The organism is Variovorax sp. (assembly GCF_965279555.1).
Taxonomy (GTDB): Bacteria; Pseudomonadota; Gammaproteobacteria; order Burkholderiales; family Burkholderiaceae_C; genus Variovorax.
Window position 1 is genome coordinate 5,113,988 of record NZ_OZ257247.1, and the last position, 20,193, is coordinate 5,134,180.

Below are 20,193 nucleotides of genomic sequence, written 5' to 3' on the forward strand. Positions count from 1 at the left end.
CTTTCTCCGGCGCAGGGTGCGTGCCGGTGTTCAGGCGGGGGTTCATCACCCACAATCACGCCCCGGGAAAGCCGGGACGTACCGGCCACCGAGCACCACACCCAACAAGAGGAGATAGAAGAATGTTCAACTGGACTGAACGGCCCGCGTCCGCACTGGCCAACGGCGCGGTCATCGCGCCCGACGAGCGGCTGCCCTGGCTGCAGACCGGCGCAATGGGCGTGCAGCACGTCATCGCCATGTTCGGCGCCACGGTGCTGGCGCCGATCCTGATGGGCTTCAGCCCCAACATCGCGATCCTGATGAGCGGCATCGGCACGCTCATCTTCTATTTCGTGACCGGCGGCAAGGTGCCCAGCTACCTGGGCTCCAGCTTCGCCTTCATCGGCGTGGTGATCGCGGCCAGCGGCTACGCGGGCAAGGGGCCCAACGCCAACATCGCGGTGGCGCTGGGGGGCATCGTGGCCTGCGGGGTGGTCTACATCCTGATCGGGGCGCTGGTGCAGGCCATCGGCACGGGCTGGATCGAGCGCTTCATGCCGCCGGTGGTGACCGGTGCGGTGGTGGCGGTGATCGGGCTTAACCTGGCGAGCGTGCCGATCAAGAACATGGCGGCCAGCAACTTCGATTCGTGGATGCAGGCCGTGACCTTCCTGTGCGTCGGGCTGGTGGCGGTGTTCACGCGCGGCATGCTGCAGCGCCTGCTGATCCTGGTCGGGCTGATCCTGGCCACGCTGGTCTACGCCGTGTTGACCAACGGCATGGGGCTGGGCAAGCCGGTGGACCTGAGCGGCATCGCCAACGCGGCCTGGGTCGGACTGCCGACCTTCACCGCGCCGGTGTTCACGGCCAACGCGATGCTGCTGATCGCCCCGGTGGCGATCATCCTGGTGGCGGAAAACCTCGGCCACCTGAAGGCGGTGACGGCCATGACCGGCCGCAACCTGGACGCCTACATGGGCCGCGCCTTCATCGGCGACGGCATCGCCACGGTGGTGAGCGGCAGCGCCGGCGGCACTGGCGTCACCACTTACGCCGAGAACATCGGCGTGATGGCCGCCACGCGCATCTACTCCACCGCGGTGTTCGTGGTGGCGGCGCTCATTGCGTTGGTGCTGGGCTTCAGCCCCAAGTTCGGCGCGCTGATCCAGGCGATTCCGCTGCCGGTGATGGGCGGCGTGAGCATCGTGGTGTTCGGCCTGATCGCCATTGCCGGCGCCAAGATCTGGGTCGACAACAAGGTCGACTTCTCGCAGAACAAGAACCTGATCGTGGCGGCCATCACGCTGATCATCGGCACCGGCGACTTCACGCTGAAGTTCGGCGACTTCGCCCTGGGCGGCATCGGGACCGCCACCTTCGGCGCGATCATCCTGTACGCCCTGCTGGGCCGCACGAAGAACTGAGCGGACGAAGCGTGGACCGGGGGCCGGGTGTAACGCCCGGTCACCCGGGTTTGGCCGGCGCCCGTTAGACTCCAACGCTTTTCGCACCGACGTTTTCCAATGGCCGATGTCTCCGCCGCGCGCACCAAGGCGGTTTTCGAATTCAAGAGCGCCACGCTGCCGCTGATCGCAGTGATCCTCAAGACGTCCGACCTGGACGTGCTGGCCGAGGCGCTCGACGCCCAGTTGGCGGATTCGCCCGATTTCTTCGAGCAGGAGCCGGTGGTGATCGACCTCTCGCTGCTGCAGGAAGCACAGGGCGAGAGCGGCGAGGCCGCCGGCGACATCGACTTTGCCGCCCTGCGCAGCCTGCTGGCGCGCCACCAGACCCAGCCCATCGCGGTGCGCGGCGGCAATGCCGCCCAGCACGCCGCGGCGCGCGCCGCCGGCCTGTCGGTGGCGGCCATGCCTGCTGCTCCGGCGCCGCGCGCTCCCGCCCCGCCGGCGGAGCCACCCGCGTCCGAAGCCCCGCAGATCGTGCGCGAGGTGCCGGTGCCGGCCAACGGCACGCTCCTGATCGACAAGCCGCTGCGTTCTGGCCAGCAGGTCTACGCCCGTGGCGGCGACGTGGTGGTGACGGCGGTGGTGAGCTTCGGCGCCGAGGTCATCGCCGACGGCAACGTGCACGTGTACGCGCCGCTGCGCGGCAAGGCCATTGCCGGCGCGCGCGGTAACACCGAGGCCCGGATCTTCTCGACCTGCATGGAAGCCCAGTTGGTGGCCATCGCCGGCATCTACCGGACCAACGAAGTGGCGCTGCCCGACTCGGTGCTGGGAAAATCGGCCCAGGTTCGCCTGGACGGCAAAAAAATAGCGATCGACCCCATCTGATGCGCCCCCCGGCTTTGCACTCCGCTTCGCTGCGTGTCGTTCGCCACCCCCCGAGGGGGAGGCGCGGCTCGCCTTGGGGCGGCCCGGCGGCGGCCGCATCTCGCACAACCAACAACTGAATCGAAACAAGAAGGAATGGCCATGGCCAAAATTGTGGTGGTGACTTCGGGCAAGGGCGGCGTCGGCAAGACGACCACGAGCGCCAGCTTCGCATCGGGCCTGGCGCTCGCGGGCAAGAAGACGGCGGTGATCGACTTCGACGTGGGCCTGCGCAATCTGGACCTGATCATGGGCTGCGAACGCCGCGTGGTGTACGACCTGATCAACGTCATCCAGGGCGAAGCCAACCTGAGCCAGGCACTCATCAAGGACAAGCAGTGCGACAACCTGTTCGTGCTGGCCGCCTCGCAGACGCGCGACAAGGAAGCGCTCACGCAGGAGGGCGTCGAGAAGGTGCTGACCGACCTCGCCGCGATGGACTTCGAGTACATCGTCTGCGACTCGCCCGCGGGCATCGAGACCGGCGCCATGATGGCGATGCACTTCGCCGACGAGGCGCTGGTCGTCACCAACCCCGAGGTGTCCTCGGTGCGCGACTCGGACCGCATCCTGGGCATGCTCAGCAGCAAGACCAAGCGCGCCAAGGACGGCGGCGACCCCATCAAGGAACACCTGCTGATCACCCGCTACAACCCGAACCGGGTGGCGGGCGGGCAGATGCTGTCGCTGGAAGACATCCAGGACATCCTGCGCATCAAGCTGATCGGCGTGATCCCCGAGTCGGAGAGCGTGCTGCACGCCTCCAACCAGGGCGTGCCGGCGATCCACGACAAGGAAACCGACGTGGCGCAGGCCTACAGCGACGTGGTGGCGCGCTTCCTGGGCGAAGAGAAGCCGATGCGCTTCGTCGACGCCGAGAAGCCGGGCTTCTTCAAGCGGATTTTCGGAGGCAAGTAGGCCATGTCCTTTCTCTCGTTCCTGCTGGGCGAAAAGAAGAAGACTGCCAGCGTCGCGAAAGAGCGGCTGCAGATCATCCTCGCGCACGAGCGGTCCAGCCTAAGCGGCAAGAAGCGGCCCGACTATCTGCCCGAACTCCAGCGCGAGCTGGTGGCGGTGATTTCCAAGTACGTGTCGATCAACGCGGAAGACATCAAGGTGCACCTGGAGACCCAGGACAACCTCGAAGTGCTCGACATCAAGATCGAGCTGCCCGACCCTGCGCCGGCGCCCGCGCGCTGAGCGGGCCCACGGATCCGGACCGGCACCGCCGGCCTCAGTCCCCCGGAGCGGCCTCGGGCAGCGCCTGCAGGCGCTGCGCCCATTCGGCCGCCTTGTGCGCGTCGAACAGCGGGCTCTCGCGGTCGCCATAGAGCACATGCGCCAGGTCCTCGACACAGGCGCGCTGGCTTTCCAGGTTCTGCTCGCAATCGCCGAGCGCGGCGCCGGCCAGCAGCCGGCGTTCGGCCTCGGCGGCGTCCGGCGGCGCGCCATGCCCGTGAAAGCGCAGCATGCCCAGCTCGTAGCAACCCCAGCCCTGCAGGCGGCTGTCGTCGTCTTCAGCCAGCTTCTGGAACGCGTAGGCCGCTTCGGCATGGAGCACCTTCGCCCGCGCCGCATCGGCTGCCTCGCCGCCATCTTTCTCGCCCGCCTCCGCGGCCTGCCTGCACAGGGTGATGCCGAGTTGCAGCGTGCCGTCTTGGTCGCCAGCTTCGTCGCTACGGCGGAAGTAGCCCGCGGCGCGCGCCATGTCGGGCGCTACCTGCTCGCCGGCCCGCAACGCCAGCCCCAGGTTGAACAGCGCCATGGGGTTGTCGCGTTCGGCGGCCGCTTCATAGTGCCGCACGCCGGCCTCCGGGTCGCGTTCGCCGCCCAGCCCTTCGAAGAGCATGTAGCCCAGCTGGGCCTGGGTTTCCGCGTCGTCTGCGCCGCCGTGCGCAACGGCGTGGACGAGCCATGCGCGCGCGCCGGCCGGGTCGGCGCCCCTGCCCGCCGCGTCCGCGCGCAGCATCAGCGCCAGCTCGCGCATGGCTTCGGGCAAGCCGCCGGGTGACGCGCTGGCAGGCGCATCGCCCGGCGCACGCACGCCGGCGGCACGCGCCATCCATTGCAGGGCCTGCATTGCGTCGGCCGGAACGCCCTCGCCATCGCGCAGATGGCAGGCCAGCTCGTAGGCCGCCCGCAGGTCGCCCGCCGCATGGCGCGCGGCCATGTGCGCGGCGTGGTCCTGCTCGCTACCGTCGGCATGCAGCCAGACGTACACGTCGCGGTCGTTGCGCGCGGCCTTCACTGGCTCGCCCGCGCTCCAGCGTTTGCGCAGCTCGGAGCGGACCAGCACGGCGTACCAGCCCTCGCTGACGGAGACCGGCGACGCGATCCAGGGATAGGCCTGCGGATGCAGCATGGACCCGTCGGCGCGGAGCACGCCCACGGCCAGCTGCCCCTTGGCGGTCTTGTCGGTCTTTTCAGCGCGCGGCAGCGGGTCGGCCACCAGCCAGCCGATGTCCTGCGTGCCCCACGTCAGCGGCTGCACCGTGCGATGCCTGCAGGGCACCAGCTCGCGGCCGGCGCCGATGTCGTAGATGCCGCGCAACCATGGCGCGTTCTTCGCCGTGCGGCCGCCCTTGGACGCCACGCGCACCAGGTCGCGCTGCACCATCGCGTGAGCGCGCTCCTCGCCGGTCAGCGGCTCCAGCGATTCGAACAGGCCGTAGTCGAAAGGCACCAGCACCTGGCCCCGCGCGTCGATCAGCCCGCACCGGCCCGCTTCGCGCTGCACGGCGAAGCGCTTCGGCCGGGCCACGGGCGGGGCATGGCTCGACGCCGCGTCGGAGGCCTCCAGCATCTCGACGGGATATTCCTCGAGCAGCTCCAGCACCTCGTACACCGGCTCGACCGCCACGCGGCCCTGCGCATCGATGAGCCCGGCCTTGCCGCCGCGCGTGGCTTCGAAGGCGTCCCAGTCGTGGTGCCACTCGAGGGTGTCGAAACCCGGCGGCACGGCCCATGCGCCGTCGGTGCGCACCAGGCCCCAGCCGGCGTCGGTGTGCGCGGGTGCGAGGCCGCAGGGCGCGAAGTCTTCGGCCTCGTCGAATTGCGGCGCAATGGCCCATCGGCCCTGCGCATCGACGTAGCCTTGGCGCTCGCCCACGCGGGCGCGCGCCACGCCGCCGGCAAAGCTCCAGATCTCGTCGACCGAAGGCGCCATGAGCCAGCTGCCGTCCATGCGCAGCAGCCCGATGTGGTCGCCCACCAGCACGGTGGCGATGTCGTCCTCGAAGTCCCACGCCTCGTCGAGCTGCGGTTCGAGCAGCACGCGCGGTGCATCGGCGTCCGCAAGCAGCAGACCGGTGTGCTCGCCGCGCGACACCCACAGCAGGCGCGCGTCGCTCGCGCCGCTGGCGCGGATGTCGTCCCACGCGGGCTCGGCCACGGTGCGCCGGTCGCCGTCTTCCGAGAAGCGCACGCCCCACAGGCCGTTGGCCTCGAAGCGCCAGAGCGGGCCGTCCAGGTGGTTGTCCCAGTCGCGGTCTTCTCCAGCTTCCCCGTCTTGCTCGTCGCCGTCGCCTTCATTCGCCATGAAGTCTTCGAAGCGCTCGTCGCGCGGCGGCTCGTAGCCGTTGAAGTACGCATGCGAAACACCGCCCAGGCCGAACTGCCAGGCCCAGCCCTCCCAGTCGGCGAAGCGCTTGATGCCGAGTTCGGCGTCGAAGCCGGGGTGGTTGCCGCTGTCGATGCAACGCTGCACGCGCGCCCACCGCGCATTGCATTCGTTGCGGCTGCGCTCGATGAAGCCGCCCTGCTGCGCATCGCCGTCCATCCACGACAGCTCGTCCAGGTCGGCGGACAGGCACGGCCGGGTGCCTTCGGGCGCCTCGTCGATCAGCGCGGCCAGATGCAGCGCCAGCGCCTCGAACTGGAGCGCGACCTGCGGCAGCGTGTGCAGCATCGGATGCCGCTCCACGAAGGCCTGCATGCGCCGGACGCGGCCCAGCGCGGTGTGCGCGTCGCTGGCGAGGTTGCGGGTGCCGGCATCGCCGAAGACGCGCTGGTGGTCGATGGCCGCGCCCGCCGCGCCGTCCGCCAGCAGGATCTGCCAGAGCACGGGAAAGTTGTTGTTCGCCGCGCCGAATTCGGTGGAGGCGGCCTCTTCGTCATCGGCTGCGGTGCGGTGTTCGAGATAGAGCCAGGAGCGATTACCCATGTGCGGTCGGTGCGTGTGTGGTCCCTGGCGAAGGCCAGGGTTGACGGGCAGTTTAGGGGCGCGCCACGAGGCGCCGAGCGACCCGCGCGCTCACCCCCACGCCCTCCTCGAAGTGGCGGCAAAAGCCTTAAAGATGTTTTGCTCATGTGAAACCAACAAACGCATCGTTCACCGAATAAGCAGTTCTGCCGAGAATCTCCGGTCGGCCTCAACCGGGGCCCCGACTCTCTTGCGCGCCAGATGAACTTCCAACAACTGCGCTCGGTACGCGAGGCCGTTCGTTGCGGCTTCAACCTGACCGAAGTCGCCCACACCCTTCACACTTCCCAGCCCGGCGTGAGCCGGCAGATCCGCGAGCTCGAGGAAGAGCTCGGCATCGAGCTGTTCGTGCGCGCCGGCAAGCGGCTCACGGGCCTCACCGAGCCCGGCGGGCATGTGCTGCCGATCATCGAGCGCATGCTGATGGAGAGCAGCAACCTCAAGCACGCGGGCCAGGAATTCATCGCGCAGCAAAGCGGGCTGCTGTCGGTGGCGGCCACGCACTCGCAGGCGCGCTATGCGATGCCGGTGGCGGTGCAGGAATTCCGTGCGCAGTTCCCGAACGTGAAGCTGCACCTGCACCAGGGCTCGCCCAAGCAGATCGCGCAGATGCTGCTCGACGGCGAAGCCGACGTGGGCATCGCCACCGAGGCGCTGGGCGACTATCCGCAGCTGGTCGCCCTGCCCTGCTACCGCTGGACGCATTCGGTGATCGTGCCGCCGGGGCATCCGCTGCTCGACGCACCGCTGACGCTCGATGCGCTCACGCGCTATCCGCTCATCACCTACGACACCGGCTTCACCGGCCGCTCGCGCATCGACGAGGCCTTCGAGCAGCGCGGACTGCAGCCCAACATCGTGCTGGCCGCGATGGACGCCGACGTCATCAAGACCTACGTGCAGCTGGGCCTGGGCGTGGGCATCGTGGCCGGCGTGGCCTACGAAGCCGAGCGCGACACCCAGTTGCGCGCGCTCGATGCGGGGCGGCTTTTCGGCATCAACCTCACCAAGCTCGCGGTACGGCGGGGCACCTACCTGCGCAAGTACGTCTATGCCTTCATCGAATCGTTCGCGCCCACGCTGACGCGGGCGGTGGTCGAAAAGGCCCTGGGAGACGAGGCCAAAGCCTCGCACTACGAAATCTAGAGCCTGTCCAGTGGCGTTTGGGGGGTGTGTACCGGGGACGACAGAAAGGTTAAAAAAGAAGAATGCAGCTTCACACAGGCGGCGTACATTCGGGTTAATTCCCTGGCTTCCTGGAAACGGATCAGCAATGGCATCGACCCCGCAGCAGCAGCAACAGCAAACAAGGGCCGCCCTCAAGGCCGCCGATGCCGCGGAGCGGCGCGAACGGCTGAGACGGGCGCTGCCCGCCACCGTCGAACTGCTGCAGAGCCGCCAGGCCGACCGCATCGACGATGCCGACATCGATGCATACGTGAGCCTCAACTGGCTCGAATGGCACGGCGGCGGGCTGCGCCTGACCATCACCGGCCGCAACGTCTGCGCCCAATCGGCGCCCACCGCACTGGTCTGAAAAAAACGCCGCAAGCCTCGCGGCCTGCGGCGTCGTTTCTGCAGTGCTGTTTCGCGCAATGGCCGAAACAGCGTCTGTTTACTGGCCTGCGATGATGTTCGCGATCACGCCGGTGGCAATGGCCGCGAGCACGAAGTCTCCGCCCACGCCCACCCATTGGTACCCACGCGGCGGCTGCTGCAGCCGGTAGGCACGCCAGTCCTGTACCACGTAGTTGCGGCCACGGTACTCCGGCGGCACGCGGCCACCACGGCGCCATTCGGCGTGCGGTTGCGGGAAGCCGCGGCGATCGAACTGGCGGCCGTCACGGAAGTCCTGGTTGCCACGGTAGCCCGGAGGGCCACGGTGATCGAAGTTGGGGCCGCGCTGTTCGAAGCGTCCGTCGCCCGGGCCGGGACGGCCGTCGAAACGACGATCCTGAGCAACGGCGCTGCCGGCGGCCATGCACATTGCCAGTGCCGCTGCGGCAACGGCCATGCTCTTTGACTTGATGTTCATCTGGAATCCTCCATGCGTTGATGAGACGAGTCCATTGTGTGCCCCGCATGTGTCCGCAACGGCCGTTTCAGGTCGCGGTCAGGTGAAATCAGGTAAGCGCTGGTATCCGTGCGGGGCCTTGTCCTGCAAACGGTCCGGCGGCGGCCGGTCGAGTTCGATCAACGCGCCGTGGGTGCGTGCAAGGTCGAAGGTGCCGGTAGATTGCGGCCGGCCCGTGTGCAGCACCAGCGCATAGGGCCCTTCTCCGCGCGCGGCGATGCGCTGTGTGAGCGTGTCGCTGCCCTCCCCCGCGTGGGCCGCGTTCTCGCGCGGCGACGACAGCACGAGCACGCTGCTCCCCAACGCGACGACCGCCACGCGCAGATGGCTGCCGGGCACCGCCACTGGCTCGCCGATGTGGGTTTCGGCATCCTCGGGCACCGTGCCCAGCAATGCGCGGTAGCGCGCGAGCGTCGCATCGAGGTCGCGCACGGCGATGGCCAGGCTCGCCACGCCGAGCGCGCCGTTGGCATGCACGCGCGCGTCGCCTTCGGGCACGCGCAGCGCGCGCGGCGTGAGGTCGCCGCACAGGAAGGGCAAGTCGGCCGAGGGCGCGCGCGCCGTCTGCCAGCGACCGTGGCCGCGGTGTCGCGCGGAAGCAGCGCGAAGTCGACGATGCCCTCGCCGTGCTTCCGCAGCAGTTGCCACCAGCGTTCGGCGGGCGACGCTTCGCGCCATGCGATCAGCTCGAAGTAGCTGCCGTCGCCGAAAACCACCAGCGCGTTGTGCGTGGCGCGGCCCGGATGGTCGCCGCCGCGCAGCACGTGGAAGCCGAGCGCGCCGTAGTCGGCGATGGCGCGTTCGAGGTCGTGCACCGCAATGACGATGTGGTCGAGTTTCAATGGCATGAGTGGTTCTCTCTCTCCGTGGGCTTTCGCCGAATCAGGAAGCGGTGCGCGCCGCGCCGTCGCCGCCGAGGTAGGCATCGCGTATGCGCGCGTCCGCCAGCAGTTCGCGCGCCGGGCCCGACAGCACGATGCGCCCGGTCTGCAGCACGTAGCCGTGGTGCGCGATCTGCAGCGCGAGGCTCGCGTTCTGCTCGACCATGAACACCGACACGCCCTGTGCGTTGATGCGCGCGATGAGCTCCAGCACTTTGTCGACATACAGCGGCGACAGTCCCATGGTCGGTTCGTCCATGCAGATGAGCTGCGGACGGCCCATGAGCGCGCGTGCCATCGCCACCATCTGCTGCTCGCCGCCCGACAGCGTGCCGGCCTGGAACTCGATGCGCTCCGCCACGCGCGGGAACAGCTCGAGCATGCGTTCGAGGTCTTCGGCCACGGCCTTGCGGTCGCTGCGCGCATAGGCGCCCATCAGCAGGTTCTCGCGCACTGTCATGGCCGGGAACAGCCGGCGCGCCTCGGGCACCGAGCCGATGCCCTTGCGGATGATCTGCGGCGTGCTCAGGCCGAGCGTGGAAGCGCCGTTGAAATTGACTTCGCCCGAGCGCGGCTTGAGCAGGCCGAGCACGATCTTCATGGTGGTCGACTTGCCGCTGGCGTTGCCGCCGAGCAGGCTCACGATCTGGCCCTTGCGCACTTCGATGTCGAGGTCGAAGTGGGCCTGCACCGGACCATAGAAGCTGTTGACCTTCTTCAGCTGCAGCAGCGGCTTGTGCGATTCATTCGGAGCCGGCGCGGCAGTGCGCTCCGGCAGCCCCTCTTCGCCCCGGCTCTCTCCCCAGAGCGGCGACGGAGAAAGGCCTGTGCGTGCGACGGTGGCGATCATGCGGGCACCGCCTCTGCCGCACCCACATGGCGATGGCCGAGATACGCCTCGATCACCGCGGGGTCGTTGCGCACTTCATTGGGCAGCCCTTCGGCGATCTTGCGGCCATCGTCGAGCACGGCCACACGGTCGGAGAGCCGCATCACGAGGTCGAGCTTGTGCTCGATCAGCAGGATGGCCTGGCCGCGCGCCTTGAGGCTGCGAATGATCTCCAGCATCTCGGCGGTCTCGCTCTCGTTCATGCCGGCGGTGGGCTCGTCGAGCAGCAGCAGGCGCGGCCGAAGCGCGAGCGCGCGTGCGATCTCCACGCGGCGGCGGTTGGCATAGGAGAGGCTGTAGGCCGGATGGTCGATGCGCGGCGCCAGCCGTTCGCCGAAGAGCGCGATGATCTCGCGCGCTTCTTCGCGCAGTGCGTCTTCCTCGCGGCGCACGGCGGCGGGCTGCACCAGCGCCAGCGCAAGCTCGGCCAATGCGCCCAGGCCCGGCACGCCGCCCGCGCGTGGTTTCACGGCACGCAGCCGTGTGTGCGCACCGACCAGCACGTTGTCGAGCACAGAGAGATTCGCGAACACACGCCCATGCTGGAACGTGCGCGCCAGGCCGCGCTGCGCGAGCTGTTGCGCGGGCAGGCCGGTGATGTCTTCTCCGTCGAACAGCACCCGGCCTTCATCGGGCCTGTCGAGGCCGGTGACCAGGTTGAACAGCGTGGTCTTGCCCGCGCCGTTCGGGCCGATCACGCTCAGCAGCTCGCCCTCGCCTACATGCAGGTCGACGGCATCGACGGCGGTGAGGCCGCCGAAGCGGCGCACCAGGCCGCGTATCTCAAGCAGCGACGGCATCGGCGGCCTTCGCCTTCGAGTTCACGAGCTTCACGTCGGCGCGGATGGCCTGCGGATTGCGCAGCAGGTTCAGGATGGGGCAGTTGCGTTCGACCGCCTCGAACAGCGCGTCGATCTCTTCGCGGCTCGCGGGTGAATCGATGTGCACCGTGTAGCCGATCTCGTGCGGCCAGATGGGCGTCTTTTCATGGCCCGGCTTGCCGCCGCGCGGATCGATGATGCCGGTCACTTCCACTTCGAGGCTTTCGAGCGGCACCCGGCGCTCGGCCGCCTGGATCAGGAAGATGTGCGTGACGCAGGTGCCCAGCACGCCCAGTTGCAGCTCGGGCGAACTGGGGCCGAGGTTGTAGCCCGCGAAGTCGGGCGGGCTGTCGCTGATGACCTGGTGGTCGCGGATGCGCAGGCGGCGCACGCCGCTGCGGCCTTCGGCCTTCACGCTGGCCTTGAGCTGCACGGGCTGAGCCGTGCCGGCCTCGACGGCGGCATTGCGTGCGAGCACGGCGGCGCGTTTCTCGGCGAGGTAGTCGTTCAGGTGGCTCATGGTGTGGTGTTCTTTCAGACAGTGCCCAGCAAACCCTGCGGGCGGAAGCGGATCAAGAAAAGCAGCGCGACGCCGTAGATCAGCATGCGGTACTCGGCCGTCACGCGGAACAGCTCCGGCAGGCTCACGAGCGCGACCGCCCCCAGCAGCGCGCCGCTGATGTTCCCGAGGCCGCCGAGGATCACCATCGTCAGCGCGAGGATCGAGATCTGCGAGCCGAAGGTCTCGTGGTTGATGTACGAATACATGTGCGCGGTGAAAGCGCCGCTCACGCCGGCCGCGAAGCCGCCGAAGCCGAAGGCCAGCGCCTTGTAGCGGTCGGGGCTCACGCCGTAGGCGCGCGCCGCCACTTCGTCTTCGCGCACCGCGCGGAAGGTGCGGCCCAGGTGCGAACGCAAGAGACGCCACTGCAGCAGCGCAAGAAGCACCATCGCACCGAAGGAAGCCCAGTAGATGGCCTGGTTCGACGAAGCATCGCGCCCGAACAGCGACAGCGGCGGTATGCCCGACACGCCGATGGGCCCGTGCGTGAGGCTTTCCCAGTTGAGGATGGTGAGCGCCACGATCTCGCCGATGCCCAGCGTGGCGATCGACACGTAGTGGCCGCGCAGCCTGAAGGCCGGAAAGATGAGCGCGGTGCCGATCAGCGACGTGAGGATGCCCGCCAGCACGATGCCCGTGCCCACCGGCAGGTGCAGGTCGAGCACCAGCAGCGACGACGCATACGCACCGATGGCCAGCAGCCCCGCATGGCCGAGCGAGATCTGCCCGATGGTGCCGGCCACCAGCGTGAGGCTCAGCGCCAGCGCACCGTAGAGCCATGCGTTGGTGAGCGTCTGCAGCAGGTACGGCGACGGATCGAACAGCGGCAATGCCACAGCCACCGCGAACACCGCGGCGAGCACGCGGCGCGGTATGTCCCAGGGCTTGCTCGGCGCGATGAAGGTGCCGGTCAGCGGCTCGGGCGGCAGTGCGCGCTTGCGGTCGAACAGGCCGTTCGGCTTCCACACCAGGATGACCAGCAGCAGCGCGAAGGCAAAGAGGTTGCGGTACGGCGTGCCGAGAATGGCCACGCCGTAGCTTTCGATCAGCCCCAGCAACAGGCTGCCGACGATGGCGCCCGGCACGTTGCCCACGCCGCCGACCACCGTGGCCACCACGCCCTTGAGCGTGGCCTGGAAGCTCATCGCCGGGCTGATGTTGTTGTAGTACATGCCCACCAGCAAGCCAGAAAGGCCACCCAGCGCGGCGGCAATGGCGAACACGGTCTGGTTCACGCGGTCGACGTCCACGCCCATCTGCTGCGCCACGTCGCGGTCTTGCGCGGTGGCGCGCACGGCCCAGCCGAGCCTGGTGAAACGCAGGAAGAGAAACAGCACGGCCGCGCTCGCGAGGCCGATGCCCGCAATCAGGATGTCGAGCGCGCCGATGGTGCCGGTGCCGATCTGCAGCCGCCAGTCGGGCAGCTGCGTGGGCAGCGAGCGCGGGTCGGGGCTGAACACCAGCTGCACGAGGATGTCGAGCACGAAGCTGATGCCGATGGTGGCCAGCAGCGGCGCAATGCGAGCCGCGCCCTGCAGCGGCCGCAGGCCTACGCGCTCGATCAGCATGCCGAGCGCGCCGGAGCCCAGCACCACCAGCAGGATGGTCACGGGCAGCGGCACGTGCAGGTAGGTGATCGACGCCCAGCCGATGTACGCGCCCACCGTGTAAACCGAGCCGTGCGCGAAGTTGATGAGATGCGAGACACCGAAGATCAACGCGAGCCCGACCGCCAGCAACGCGTAGATGTTGCCGATGATCAGGCCGTTGACGGTGTAGTCGAAGAAGGAGGTGAAGCTCATCGGCTACCTGGCCGCAGCAAGCGCCGCCTTCTCGTCCAGCTGCGCCCACTTGCCATCCTTCACGACAAGATTCACGCTCTTCACGCCGATGATCCGCCGCGTCTGCGCATCGAAGCCGGCCTTGCCGAAGATCACGCTCGGCACGTCCTTGATCTTGTGGAACGCGTCGCGCACGGCCTTGCGATCGGCGTTCGCACCGGCCTGCCGCAGCGCGGCGGCGGCGTACACCACGGCGTCGTAGGCGTAGGCATTGAACGCGTCCGGCTCCTTGCCGTACTTCGCGCGGAAGCTCTTCACGAAGTCCTGCACCTCGGCGCGCGGCTCCTCCGGATAGAAAGCGGTGTTGGTGAAGATGCCGTTCACCGCCGCGCCGCCCAGCTCGATGAACTTCGGCGAATACACCGAGCCCACCGCGGCGATGGGCTGCCTGAGCCCCACGCTGCGCACCTGGCCCGCGATGAGCGCGCCGTCGGGGTAGTAGGAGATGAGCACCAGCCCGTCGGGGTTGGCGTCGCGCACGCGCACCAGCGTCGAGCGGAAGTCTTTCTCGTCGGGCTGGTAGCCCTCTGCAATCGCGACCTGCGCGCCGCGTTCCTGCGCGGCCTTCACGAGCACGTCCTTGCTGGTTCGGCCCCAGTCTGTGTTGAGGTAGAGCACCGCGATGCGCTTGAAGCCCAGCGTCTTCACCGCGAGCTCGGCCAGCAGCGGCTGTGCATCGGCCTGGCTGATGGAGGGGCTCCAGATGTAGTCGCCGCCCTTGGTGAAGTCGGGGTGGGAGTTGGTGAAGCCCAGTTGCACCAGGCCCGCGCGCTGGTAGATGGGCGATGCCGCCATCGAGGCCGGGCTGGAGAAGTCGCCGAGCTCGATGAGCACGCGCTTGTCGTTCACCAGCTTCTGCGCGATGGCCACCGACTGGCGCGGGTCGCTCTGGCTGTCCTCGAAGTTGTAGGCCAGCGGGCGGCCATGGATGCCGCCCTGGGCATTGATGTGCTCCAGCGCGAGGTCGAAGCCGGCCTTCCACTGCGCGCCGTACTGCGCGTTCTGCCCGGTGAGCGGACCGCTCACGCCGAACCATACGGGATCGCCCGTGGCCGGTGCGGCCAGGGCCGCGAGCGGCGCGGCCAACAGGGCAGCGGAAAGAACGGCCACATGGCGCAGGAAGCGGTGGCGGGAAAGCAGCGGCATGGTGTCGGGCCCCGGTCGGTGGTGATGAATGAAGATGCAGGGCCGCGATTCTTCGCCTGCCCCCTTCGCCGGGGAACGAACAAAAACGGGGAGGCTTATGCGCTTTCCGAGAAAAGGGGCAAGCGCCCGGGCAACTTGCGCCCGCGCTTAAGCTGCGCGCAGCATGAAGCGAAGACACCTCCTCCACCTGCTGGCCGGCGTGCCCGCCGCGGCAGCACTGGCTGCCTGCGGCAAGCGCAAGGCCTCCTCCAGCGCATTGAAGCCCGGCGCCCGCGTGCTGGCTCTCGGCGACAGCCTGACCTTCGGCTACGGCGCGCCGACCGACGCGTCATGGCCCGTGAAGCTGGGCGAAATCACGGGCTGGCAGATCGACAACGAGGGCGTCAACGGAGACACCTCGGCGGGCGCGCTGCAGCGGCTGCCAGGGCTGCTCAATGGCGCAAGCTACGACGCGATCCTGATCGGCATCGGCGGCAACGACATGCTGCGCGGCGTGTCTGCCGCGGCCACGCGCGACAACCTGGCGAAGCTGATCGACCTGGCACGCGCGCACACGCCGCACGTCGCGGTGCTGGCCACGCCGGCGCCCGACGCGATGCGCGCATTCGTCGGCTCGCTCAGCGACGCGCCGTTCTATGAAGAGGTGGCGAAGTCGGGGCAGGCTCTGCTTGTCGCCAATGTTTATTCGAGCGTGCTGTCGGATGCATCGCTGCGCTCCGACCGCATCCATGCCAATGCACGAGGCTATGAAAAGGTCGCGCAGTTGCTGGCGGACCAGCTGAAGGCCGCGGGCTGGCGCTGATCAGGCGGCGCTGTTCAGAAGATCGACGTAGGCGCCCTGCACCAGCTGGTCGGTGCCCACGCCCAGTCGCTCCATGAGTGCATGCGCCTCCACGATGCCGGCTTCGGCGGACTCGCCCTCTTCCAGCACCACTTCGAGCTCAAGGAATTCGCCCAGGCCTTCCACGTGGTCCAGGTGCACACGTGTGCGGCCCACGAGGAACAACCGGCGCTGCTTGCGAACGCGGCCTGCCTGGCCCCATGCGAGCGTGAGCGATTCGCGCAGCACGTCGGGTGTGCTGCAGGGCGTGATCAGGTAGAACGATTCCTTGGGGCCTGCGCTGTTGGCGCGGCGGTAGAAGATCAGCTCCGCGTGGTCGGGTGCGAAGGTACGCAGCTTGAGGCGGTCGGCGCTGTCGTTGCAGCGGAAGAAGGTGTCGTCCTGTGCGATCTCTGTGGGGCCCTCGTCGGCCAATGTCGCGGCGATGGTTGCCACGCGTTCGACGCTGTCGATGCGGGCCTTGATCTCTATGTTTCTTGCCATATCAGGTTCTCCCCCAGGCTTCGCGCACTTCGTGTCGCTTCGCCAACCCCCTTCCGGGGGCAACACCGGTGGCCCGGCAAAGCCGGTGCCACGGTGTTCCTGGATCGACGATCAAGGCGCGCTGCCCTGTGGGCCTACAGGCGGTGGCGCAGCGCGACCGCTGGAACCTGGCGCGAGCTTGCGGCCGAAAGCCTCGCCCACATTGCGCACCGGGCGGCTGGCTTTTTCAGATACGTTGTTGACGCCGCGCCGGGTGGCTGCGTCCGCGCGGCCGATGCCCCGGCCCGCCGCGTTGGTGCCGCGCTGCACGCTGCCCACCACCTTGCCGCCGCGCGACGGCTGCTTGAGTGTGTGGGCGCGCTGTGCCTTGGGTGGGTTGTCGGCGCTCTGGGCCTGCGCGGCGACCGGCAGCCAGATCGCGGCGGCCATCGCCAAGGCGAGCGATGCGCTGACGGTGTTCGGGAATTTCATGGGGCCTCCTTGTTGTCCTCGTCTTCTGCTGCTTCCGCTGCGGCAGCACGCGCCATGCGTTCGCTCTTCCAGTAGACGTCGTCACCGCCGTTCATGCGGTTGAGCACGCGCGCCAGCACGAACAGCAGATCACTCAGACGGTTGAGGTACTGGCGCAGCGCATCGTTGAGCTCGGCCGTGGCGCCCAGCGCGACCACCGCGCGTTCGGCCCTTCGCGCCACCGTGCGGCACACATGCGCGAGCGAGGCCGCGCGGGTGCCGGCCGGCAGGATGAATTCGGCCAGCCGCGGCAGCGCGGCGTTGTGCTCTGCCAGGGCGTTGTCCAGCTGCAGCAGCGCATCGGACTTCAGCAACGTGAAGCCCGGCATCGAGAGCTCACCGCCAAGGTTGAAGAGCTGGTGCTGCACATCGACCAGAAGCTCGCGCACGGGCTCCGGCATGGGCTCGCACAGCAGCACGCCGATGTTCGAGTTGAGTTCGTCCACGTCGCCCATCGCATGCACGCGCAGATGGTCCTTGGGCACGCGGGTGTTGTCGCCGAGGCCGGTGGTGCCATCGTCGCCGGTGCGGGTGGCGATCTGGGAAAGTCGGTTGCCCATGGGCGCTCCTGCTTTTATTGCGCGACGCTCGATGCGTCAATCTTGCCGGCCAGCCACTGCAGGCCTGCAAGATGCTGCTGGTCGTGGCTGCAGAGGTAATGAATGAGGCTGCGCATGGTCAGCGGGCCGTAGCCCTCGAATACGGCCGTGCGCTGCAGCTGCGCGTCGCTCAGGCTGGAGATGACCTCCATGGTCTGCACGCGCGCCAGGCGGAAGTCGGCCAGCACCTTTGCCGCATCGGCCGCGCCGTAGTTGCGCTCGACGGCCAGCGGCTCGCTGTCGATCGAGGCCAGGGTCGGGTGCGCCTCCTGCAGCGTGCGGCGAAAGCGCACGTGGTAGCCCTCGACTTCGATGTCGCGCACATGGCAGAGCTGTTCGATGGCGGTGAAGGCCTCGCTGGGCATGCCCTCCCACGAGGGCGGCGTCCAGTGCCTGAAGGCCGGGGGAATGGCCGCGTAGTGGGCCTCCAGTTGCGACGGGAAGGCCGCGAGTGCGCTGAGGGTGGTGGGGTTCATGTTTTTTCCGAAGCGCATTATGGTGCTCGCTCCGTAAAATGGCCGATCCCCCTCACCCCACGCAGGAGACGCCCCGATGAACGCCCCGACCCAAACCTCGCACCTGATGCCGGAGCTTCATCTGCGCGACGTTCCCGCCAGCCTGATCGACGGGCTGAAGGCCCGCTTCGGCGCCAACTGTTCCACGGCGCTGGCGGTGCGCACGCAGCACGGTCGCGACGAGTCTTCGTTCGACGCGCCGCCGCCCTCGGCCGTGGTGTTCGCCGAAAGCACGCAGGACGTGGCCGACGCGGTGAAGCTGGCCAGCGAGCACAGCGTGCCGGTCATCCCCTTCGGCGTGGGCTCCTCGCTCGAAGGCCACCTGCTGGCGGTGCAAGGCGGCATCAGCATCGACGTGTCGCGCATGAACCGCGTGCTGTCGGTCAACGCCGACGACCTCACGGTGACGGTGCAGCCGGGCGTCACACGCAAGCAGCTCAATGAAGAGATCAAGAGCACGGGCCTGTTCTTCCCCATCGACCCCGGCGCCGACGCCTCCATCGGCGGCATGACCGCCACGCGCGCCAGCGGCACGAACGCGGTGCGCTACGGCACCATGCGCGAGAACGTGCTGGCGCTGGAGGTGGTCACCGCCGCCGGCGAAGTCATTCGCACCGGCACGCGCGCGAAGAAGTCTTCCGCCGGCTACGACCTCACGCGCCTCATGGTGGGCAGCGAGGGCACGCTGGGCGTGGTCACCGAGATCACGCTGCGCATCTATCCGCTGCCCGAGGCGGTGTCCGCCGCGATCTGCTCGTTCCCGAGCATCGAGGCCGCGGTGCGCACGACCATCGAGACCATCCAGCTGGGCGTGCCGATCGCGCGTGTGGAGCTGATCGACGTCAACACGGTGCGCATGGTGAATGCCTATGCCAAGCTGAACCTGCGCGAAGAGCCGATGCTGCTGATGGAATTCCACGGCTCGCCCGCCGGCGTGAAGGAGCAGGCCGAGACGGTGCAGGAGCTGGCCAGCGGCCACGGCGGCAATGCCTTCGAATGGGCCAGCACGCCGGAAGAACGCACGCGCCTGTGGACCGCGCGGCACAACAGCTACTTCGCGGCGGTGCAGTCGCGCCCGGGCTGCCGCGTGATCTCGACCGACACCTGCGTGCCGATCTCGCGGCTGGCCGACTGCCTGCTCGACTCGGTGGCCGAGGCCGATGCCAGCGGCATCCCCTACTTCCTGGTCGGCCACGTGGGCGACGGCAATTTCCACTTCGGCTACCTGCTCGACCCGAACATCCCCGAAGAGCGCGTGAAGGCCGAAGAGCTGAACCATGCGCTCGTGAGCCGCGCGCTGGCGCTGGAAGGCACCTGCACCGGCGAGCACGGCGTGGGGCTGCACAAGATGGACTTCCTGGTCACTGAAGCAGGCGTGGGCGCGATCGACATGATGCGCACCATCAAGCGCGCGCTAGACCCGAAGAACATCATGAACCCCGGGAAGATCTTCAGCCTCTGACGGCCCGAGCGTCCGTTCCCGGACGTTCCATGAAAAAGCCCGGCGGCTCGCGAGAGCCCCGGGCTTTTTTTCCGATCGCGCGAGGCGAGCGATCGATCGATCAGTTGCTGCTGTTGCTGCGGCGGCGCGTGGGCGCCGGCTTCTCGGCCGGCACATAGGTCTGCGACGGCGCCGCGCCGCCGTCCACGCCCAGGCGGCCACCGCCGCCGAGGCCCTGGCCGCGCACCGTCTGCGCCTTGTAGTTGCGCAGCGAACGGACCATCTGGTTGAAGGCGTCCATGAAGGCGGCGGCAATCACCTTGCCCTGCGCCGTGTTGGTGTAGCCGCCGAGGTTGCCGCCCGCGCTGCGGCCGGCGAGCGCGCCGAAGGCGCCGAAATCGGTCTTGGAGGCGCTGCCTTCCGAAGCCGCGACCTGCACGCCGGAGCGGTTGTCGATGAGGGTCAGCAGCGCGCTGGCTTCCTTGGTCTGCATGCTGCCGCCGAGCTGCGCAAGTGCACGGCCACGGCCGCCACCCACCAGGCCGCCGAGCGCGCCACCGATGCCGCCGGCATCGCTGTTGCTGAACACGATCTCGGGCGACAGGCCGTAGTCGGAAGCGACCATCTGGCCACGGCCGAAGTTGCTGCCGCCGCGCATTTCGCCCGACTGCTGCAGCGCGCGTTCACGCGTCATCGCGTTCATGCCGGCCGCGCCGCGCTCGACGACGATGAAGCAGTTCGACTGTTGCACCAGCAGGCGCAGCAGGTTGGCCGTGGGCGGCAGGCGGTACTCGCCGGTAAGAATGGTGTACCAGCCGGCGCTCTGGTTCTCGATCAGCGAGACCGTGCCCAGAGGCGATTCGCAGCGCTCGAGCTGGCCGCTCGCGTTGTCGGTGGCGCCGCCGGCCGCGCTGCCGGTGGCCATGGTCTTGGCCGACTGGCTGCCCATCTGCATGTCGGTGGCTGCGCAGCCGGTGAGAAGAAGTGCGCCGACGGCCACGGCCGCGAGCGGGAACCTGGTGAACTGCATGGAGGACTCCCTCGGTTATCAAAGATTTGCGGGTTGGAAAAACC

General features: G+C 68.3%; 20 protein-coding genes and 1 pseudogene. 8 read left to right on the top strand and 13 right to left on the bottom strand.

Translation table 11 applies throughout. From position 1 onward, the window contains the following. Positions 1-122 precede the first annotated feature (122 nt). From ACQY8B_RS23915 to minE, 4 genes are all read left to right on the top strand, one after another. A complete protein-coding gene (locus ACQY8B_RS23915) occupies positions 123-1,406 on the top strand; it encodes a solute carrier family 23 protein (RefSeq protein WP_422088987.1) in 1,284 nt (427 codons plus the stop codon). 99 nt (positions 1,407-1,505) lie between these two features. Beyond that, positions 1,506-2,276: a septum site-determining protein MinC gene (minC, locus tag ACQY8B_RS23920; RefSeq protein ID WP_422088988.1), complete on the top strand. Its 771-nt coding sequence runs from the start codon at positions 1,506-1,508 to the stop codon at positions 2,274-2,276. Between the two features lie 141 nt (positions 2,277-2,417). Next, positions 2,418-3,233: a septum site-determining protein MinD gene (minD, locus tag ACQY8B_RS23925; protein WP_422088989.1), complete on the top strand. Its 816-nt coding sequence runs from the start codon at positions 2,418-2,420 to the stop codon at positions 3,231-3,233. A 3-nt stretch (positions 3,234-3,236) separates the two neighbouring features. After that, the gene (gene minE, locus ACQY8B_RS23930; protein ID WP_081269713.1) at positions 3,237-3,515 is read left to right on the top strand and encodes a cell division topological specificity factor MinE; all 279 of its coding nucleotides are present in this window, start codon (positions 3,237-3,239) and stop codon (positions 3,513-3,515) included. Between the two features lie 34 nt (positions 3,516-3,549). Here minE and ACQY8B_RS23935 read toward each other — a convergent pair whose 3' ends face one another. Beyond that, positions 3,550-6,477 carry an SEL1-like repeat protein gene (locus tag ACQY8B_RS23935; RefSeq protein ID WP_422088990.1) on the bottom strand — a complete coding sequence of 976 codons (2,928 nt, stop codon included), beginning with the start codon at positions 6,475-6,477 and terminating at the stop codon, positions 3,550-3,552. 240 nt (positions 6,478-6,717) lie between these two features. On the opposite strand from ACQY8B_RS23935, the gene ACQY8B_RS23940 reads away from it, so the two are divergent. Together ACQY8B_RS23940 and ACQY8B_RS23945 are read left to right on the top strand one after the other, a co-directional pair. Further along, entirely contained in the window at positions 6,718-7,662 is a 945-nt protein-coding gene (locus tag ACQY8B_RS23940; RefSeq protein WP_422088991.1) for a CysB family HTH-type transcriptional regulator, read from the top strand. 127 nt (positions 7,663-7,789) lie between these two features. Continuing rightward, positions 7,790-8,053 carry a hypothetical protein gene (locus ACQY8B_RS23945; RefSeq protein ID WP_081269719.1) on the top strand — a complete coding sequence of 88 codons (264 nt, stop codon included), beginning with the start codon at positions 7,790-7,792 and terminating at the stop codon, positions 8,051-8,053. A gap of 78 nt (positions 8,054-8,131) precedes the next feature. Here the strand turns inward: ACQY8B_RS23945 and ACQY8B_RS23950 are convergent, their stop codons facing one another. From ACQY8B_RS23950 to ACQY8B_RS23980, 7 genes and pseudogenes are all read right to left on the bottom strand, one after another. Next, complete coding sequence (locus tag ACQY8B_RS23950; protein WP_422088992.1) at positions 8,132-8,551, bottom strand: RcnB family protein; 420 nt, start codon at positions 8,549-8,551, stop codon at positions 8,132-8,134. A gap of 78 nt (positions 8,552-8,629) precedes the next feature. Then, a pseudogene (locus tag ACQY8B_RS23955) lies at positions 8,630-9,438 on the bottom strand (VOC family protein). 34 nt (positions 9,439-9,472) lie between these two features. After that, entirely contained in the window at positions 9,473-10,321 is an 849-nt protein-coding gene (locus ACQY8B_RS23960) for an ABC transporter ATP-binding protein (protein WP_422088993.1), read from the bottom strand. Next, positions 10,318-11,160 (bottom strand): ABC transporter ATP-binding protein, encoded by an 843-nt coding sequence (locus ACQY8B_RS23965; protein WP_422088994.1) that lies wholly within the window; start codon positions 11,158-11,160, stop codon positions 10,318-10,320. Before ACQY8B_RS23965 ends, ACQY8B_RS23960 begins: the two co-directional genes overlap by 4 nt. Further along, positions 11,144-11,701 (bottom strand): OsmC family protein, encoded by a 558-nt coding sequence (locus tag ACQY8B_RS23970; protein WP_422088995.1) that lies wholly within the window; start codon positions 11,699-11,701, stop codon positions 11,144-11,146. The genes ACQY8B_RS23965 and ACQY8B_RS23970 overlap by 17 nt, the downstream gene beginning before the upstream one ends. 14 nt (positions 11,702-11,715) lie before the next feature. Continuing rightward, positions 11,716-13,545, bottom strand: a complete 1,830-nt coding sequence (locus ACQY8B_RS23975; protein ID WP_422088996.1) for an ABC transporter permease — start codon at positions 13,543-13,545, stop codon at positions 11,716-11,718. Positions 13,546-13,548: 3 nt separating this feature from the next. Next, positions 13,549-14,730 (bottom strand): ABC transporter substrate-binding protein, encoded by a 1,182-nt coding sequence (locus tag ACQY8B_RS23980; protein ID WP_422088997.1) that lies wholly within the window; start codon positions 14,728-14,730, stop codon positions 13,549-13,551. Positions 14,731-14,893: 163 nt separating this feature from the next. Between ACQY8B_RS23980 and ACQY8B_RS23985 the strand changes: the two genes are divergently transcribed. Then, positions 14,894-15,532, top strand: coding sequence for a GDSL-type esterase/lipase family protein (locus tag ACQY8B_RS23985; RefSeq protein WP_422088998.1), 639 nt, complete (start codon positions 14,894-14,896; stop codon positions 15,530-15,532). On the opposite strand, the gene ACQY8B_RS23990 is transcribed toward ACQY8B_RS23985, so the two are convergent. The 4 genes from ACQY8B_RS23990 to ACQY8B_RS24005 all read right to left on the bottom strand — a co-directional run bounded on the left by ACQY8B_RS23990 (position 15,533) and on the right by ACQY8B_RS24005 (position 17,639). After that, the gene (locus ACQY8B_RS23990) at positions 15,533-16,054 is read right to left on the bottom strand and encodes a class IV adenylate cyclase (RefSeq protein ID WP_422088999.1); all 522 of its coding nucleotides are present in this window, start codon (positions 16,052-16,054) and stop codon (positions 15,533-15,535) included. It abuts the gene before it with no gap. 111 nt (positions 16,055-16,165) lie between these two features. Next, the gene (locus ACQY8B_RS23995) at positions 16,166-16,525 is read right to left on the bottom strand and encodes a hypothetical protein (RefSeq protein WP_422089000.1); all 360 of its coding nucleotides are present in this window, start codon (positions 16,523-16,525) and stop codon (positions 16,166-16,168) included. Further along, the gene (locus ACQY8B_RS24000; protein WP_422089001.1) at positions 16,522-17,124 is read right to left on the bottom strand and encodes a cob(I)yrinic acid a,c-diamide adenosyltransferase; all 603 of its coding nucleotides are present in this window, start codon (positions 17,122-17,124) and stop codon (positions 16,522-16,524) included. The genes ACQY8B_RS23995 and ACQY8B_RS24000 overlap by 4 nt, the downstream gene beginning before the upstream one ends. Positions 17,125-17,138: 14 nt before the next feature. Further along, positions 17,139-17,639 carry a DinB family protein gene (locus ACQY8B_RS24005; protein WP_422089002.1) on the bottom strand — a complete coding sequence of 167 codons (501 nt, stop codon included), beginning with the start codon at positions 17,637-17,639 and terminating at the stop codon, positions 17,139-17,141. Positions 17,640-17,715: 76 nt separating this feature from the next. Here ACQY8B_RS24005 and ACQY8B_RS24010 point away from each other — a divergent pair, with 76 nt between their 5' ends. After that, complete coding sequence (locus tag ACQY8B_RS24010; protein WP_422089003.1) at positions 17,716-19,140, top strand: FAD-binding oxidoreductase; 1,425 nt, start codon at positions 17,716-17,718, stop codon at positions 19,138-19,140. A gap of 100 nt (positions 19,141-19,240) precedes the next feature. Here ACQY8B_RS24010 and ACQY8B_RS24015 read toward each other — a convergent pair whose 3' ends face one another. Further along, positions 19,241-20,149: a CsgG/HfaB family protein gene (locus ACQY8B_RS24015; protein ID WP_422089004.1), complete on the bottom strand. Its 909-nt coding sequence runs from the start codon at positions 20,147-20,149 to the stop codon at positions 19,241-19,243. Positions 20,150-20,193 lie beyond the last annotated feature (44 nt).

Excerpts from the sequence above, each read along its gene's own strand:
- ACQY8B_RS23915 (WP_422088987.1), top strand. The coding sequence starts at position 123 with ATGTTCAACTGGACTGAACGGCCCGCGTCCGCACTGGCCAACGGCGCG.
- minC (WP_422088988.1), top strand. The coding sequence starts at position 1,506 with ATGGCCGATGTCTCCGCCGCGCGCACCAAGGCGGTTTTCGAATTCAAG.
- minD (WP_422088989.1), top strand. The coding sequence starts at position 2,418 with ATGGCCAAAATTGTGGTGGTGACTTCGGGCAAGGGCGGCGTCGGCAAG.
- minE (WP_081269713.1), top strand. The coding sequence starts at position 3,237 with ATGTCCTTTCTCTCGTTCCTGCTGGGCGAAAAGAAGAAGACTGCCAGC.
- ACQY8B_RS23935 (WP_422088990.1), bottom strand. The coding sequence starts at position 6,477 with ATGGGTAATCGCTCCTGGCTCTATCTCGAACACCGCACCGCAGCCGAT.
- ACQY8B_RS23940 (WP_422088991.1), top strand. The coding sequence starts at position 6,718 with ATGAACTTCCAACAACTGCGCTCGGTACGCGAGGCCGTTCGTTGCGGC.
- ACQY8B_RS23945 (WP_081269719.1), top strand. The coding sequence starts at position 7,790 with ATGGCATCGACCCCGCAGCAGCAGCAACAGCAAACAAGGGCCGCCCTC.
- ACQY8B_RS23950 (WP_422088992.1), bottom strand. The coding sequence starts at position 8,551 with ATGAACATCAAGTCAAAGAGCATGGCCGTTGCCGCAGCGGCACTGGCA.
- ACQY8B_RS23960 (WP_422088993.1), bottom strand. The coding sequence starts at position 10,321 with ATGATCGCCACCGTCGCACGCACAGGCCTTTCTCCGTCGCCGCTCTGG.
- ACQY8B_RS23965 (WP_422088994.1), bottom strand. The coding sequence starts at position 11,160 with ATGCCGTCGCTGCTTGAGATACGCGGCCTGGTGCGCCGCTTCGGCGGC.
- ACQY8B_RS23970 (WP_422088995.1), bottom strand. The coding sequence starts at position 11,701 with ATGAGCCACCTGAACGACTACCTCGCCGAGAAACGCGCCGCCGTGCTC.
- ACQY8B_RS23975 (WP_422088996.1), bottom strand. The coding sequence starts at position 13,545 with ATGAGCTTCACCTCCTTCTTCGACTACACCGTCAACGGCCTGATCATC.
- ACQY8B_RS23980 (WP_422088997.1), bottom strand. The coding sequence starts at position 14,730 with ATGCCGCTGCTTTCCCGCCACCGCTTCCTGCGCCATGTGGCCGTTCTT.
- ACQY8B_RS23985 (WP_422088998.1), top strand. The coding sequence starts at position 14,894 with ATGAAGCGAAGACACCTCCTCCACCTGCTGGCCGGCGTGCCCGCCGCG.
- ACQY8B_RS23990 (WP_422088999.1), bottom strand. The coding sequence starts at position 16,054 with ATGGCAAGAAACATAGAGATCAAGGCCCGCATCGACAGCGTCGAACGC.
- ACQY8B_RS23995 (WP_422089000.1), bottom strand. The coding sequence starts at position 16,525 with ATGAAATTCCCGAACACCGTCAGCGCATCGCTCGCCTTGGCGATGGCC.
- ACQY8B_RS24000 (WP_422089001.1), bottom strand. The coding sequence starts at position 17,124 with ATGGGCAACCGACTTTCCCAGATCGCCACCCGCACCGGCGACGATGGC.
- ACQY8B_RS24005 (WP_422089002.1), bottom strand. The coding sequence starts at position 17,639 with ATGAACCCCACCACCCTCAGCGCACTCGCGGCCTTCCCGTCGCAACTG.
- ACQY8B_RS24010 (WP_422089003.1), top strand. The coding sequence starts at position 17,716 with ATGAACGCCCCGACCCAAACCTCGCACCTGATGCCGGAGCTTCATCTG.
- ACQY8B_RS24015 (WP_422089004.1), bottom strand. The coding sequence starts at position 20,149 with ATGCAGTTCACCAGGTTCCCGCTCGCGGCCGTGGCCGTCGGCGCACTT.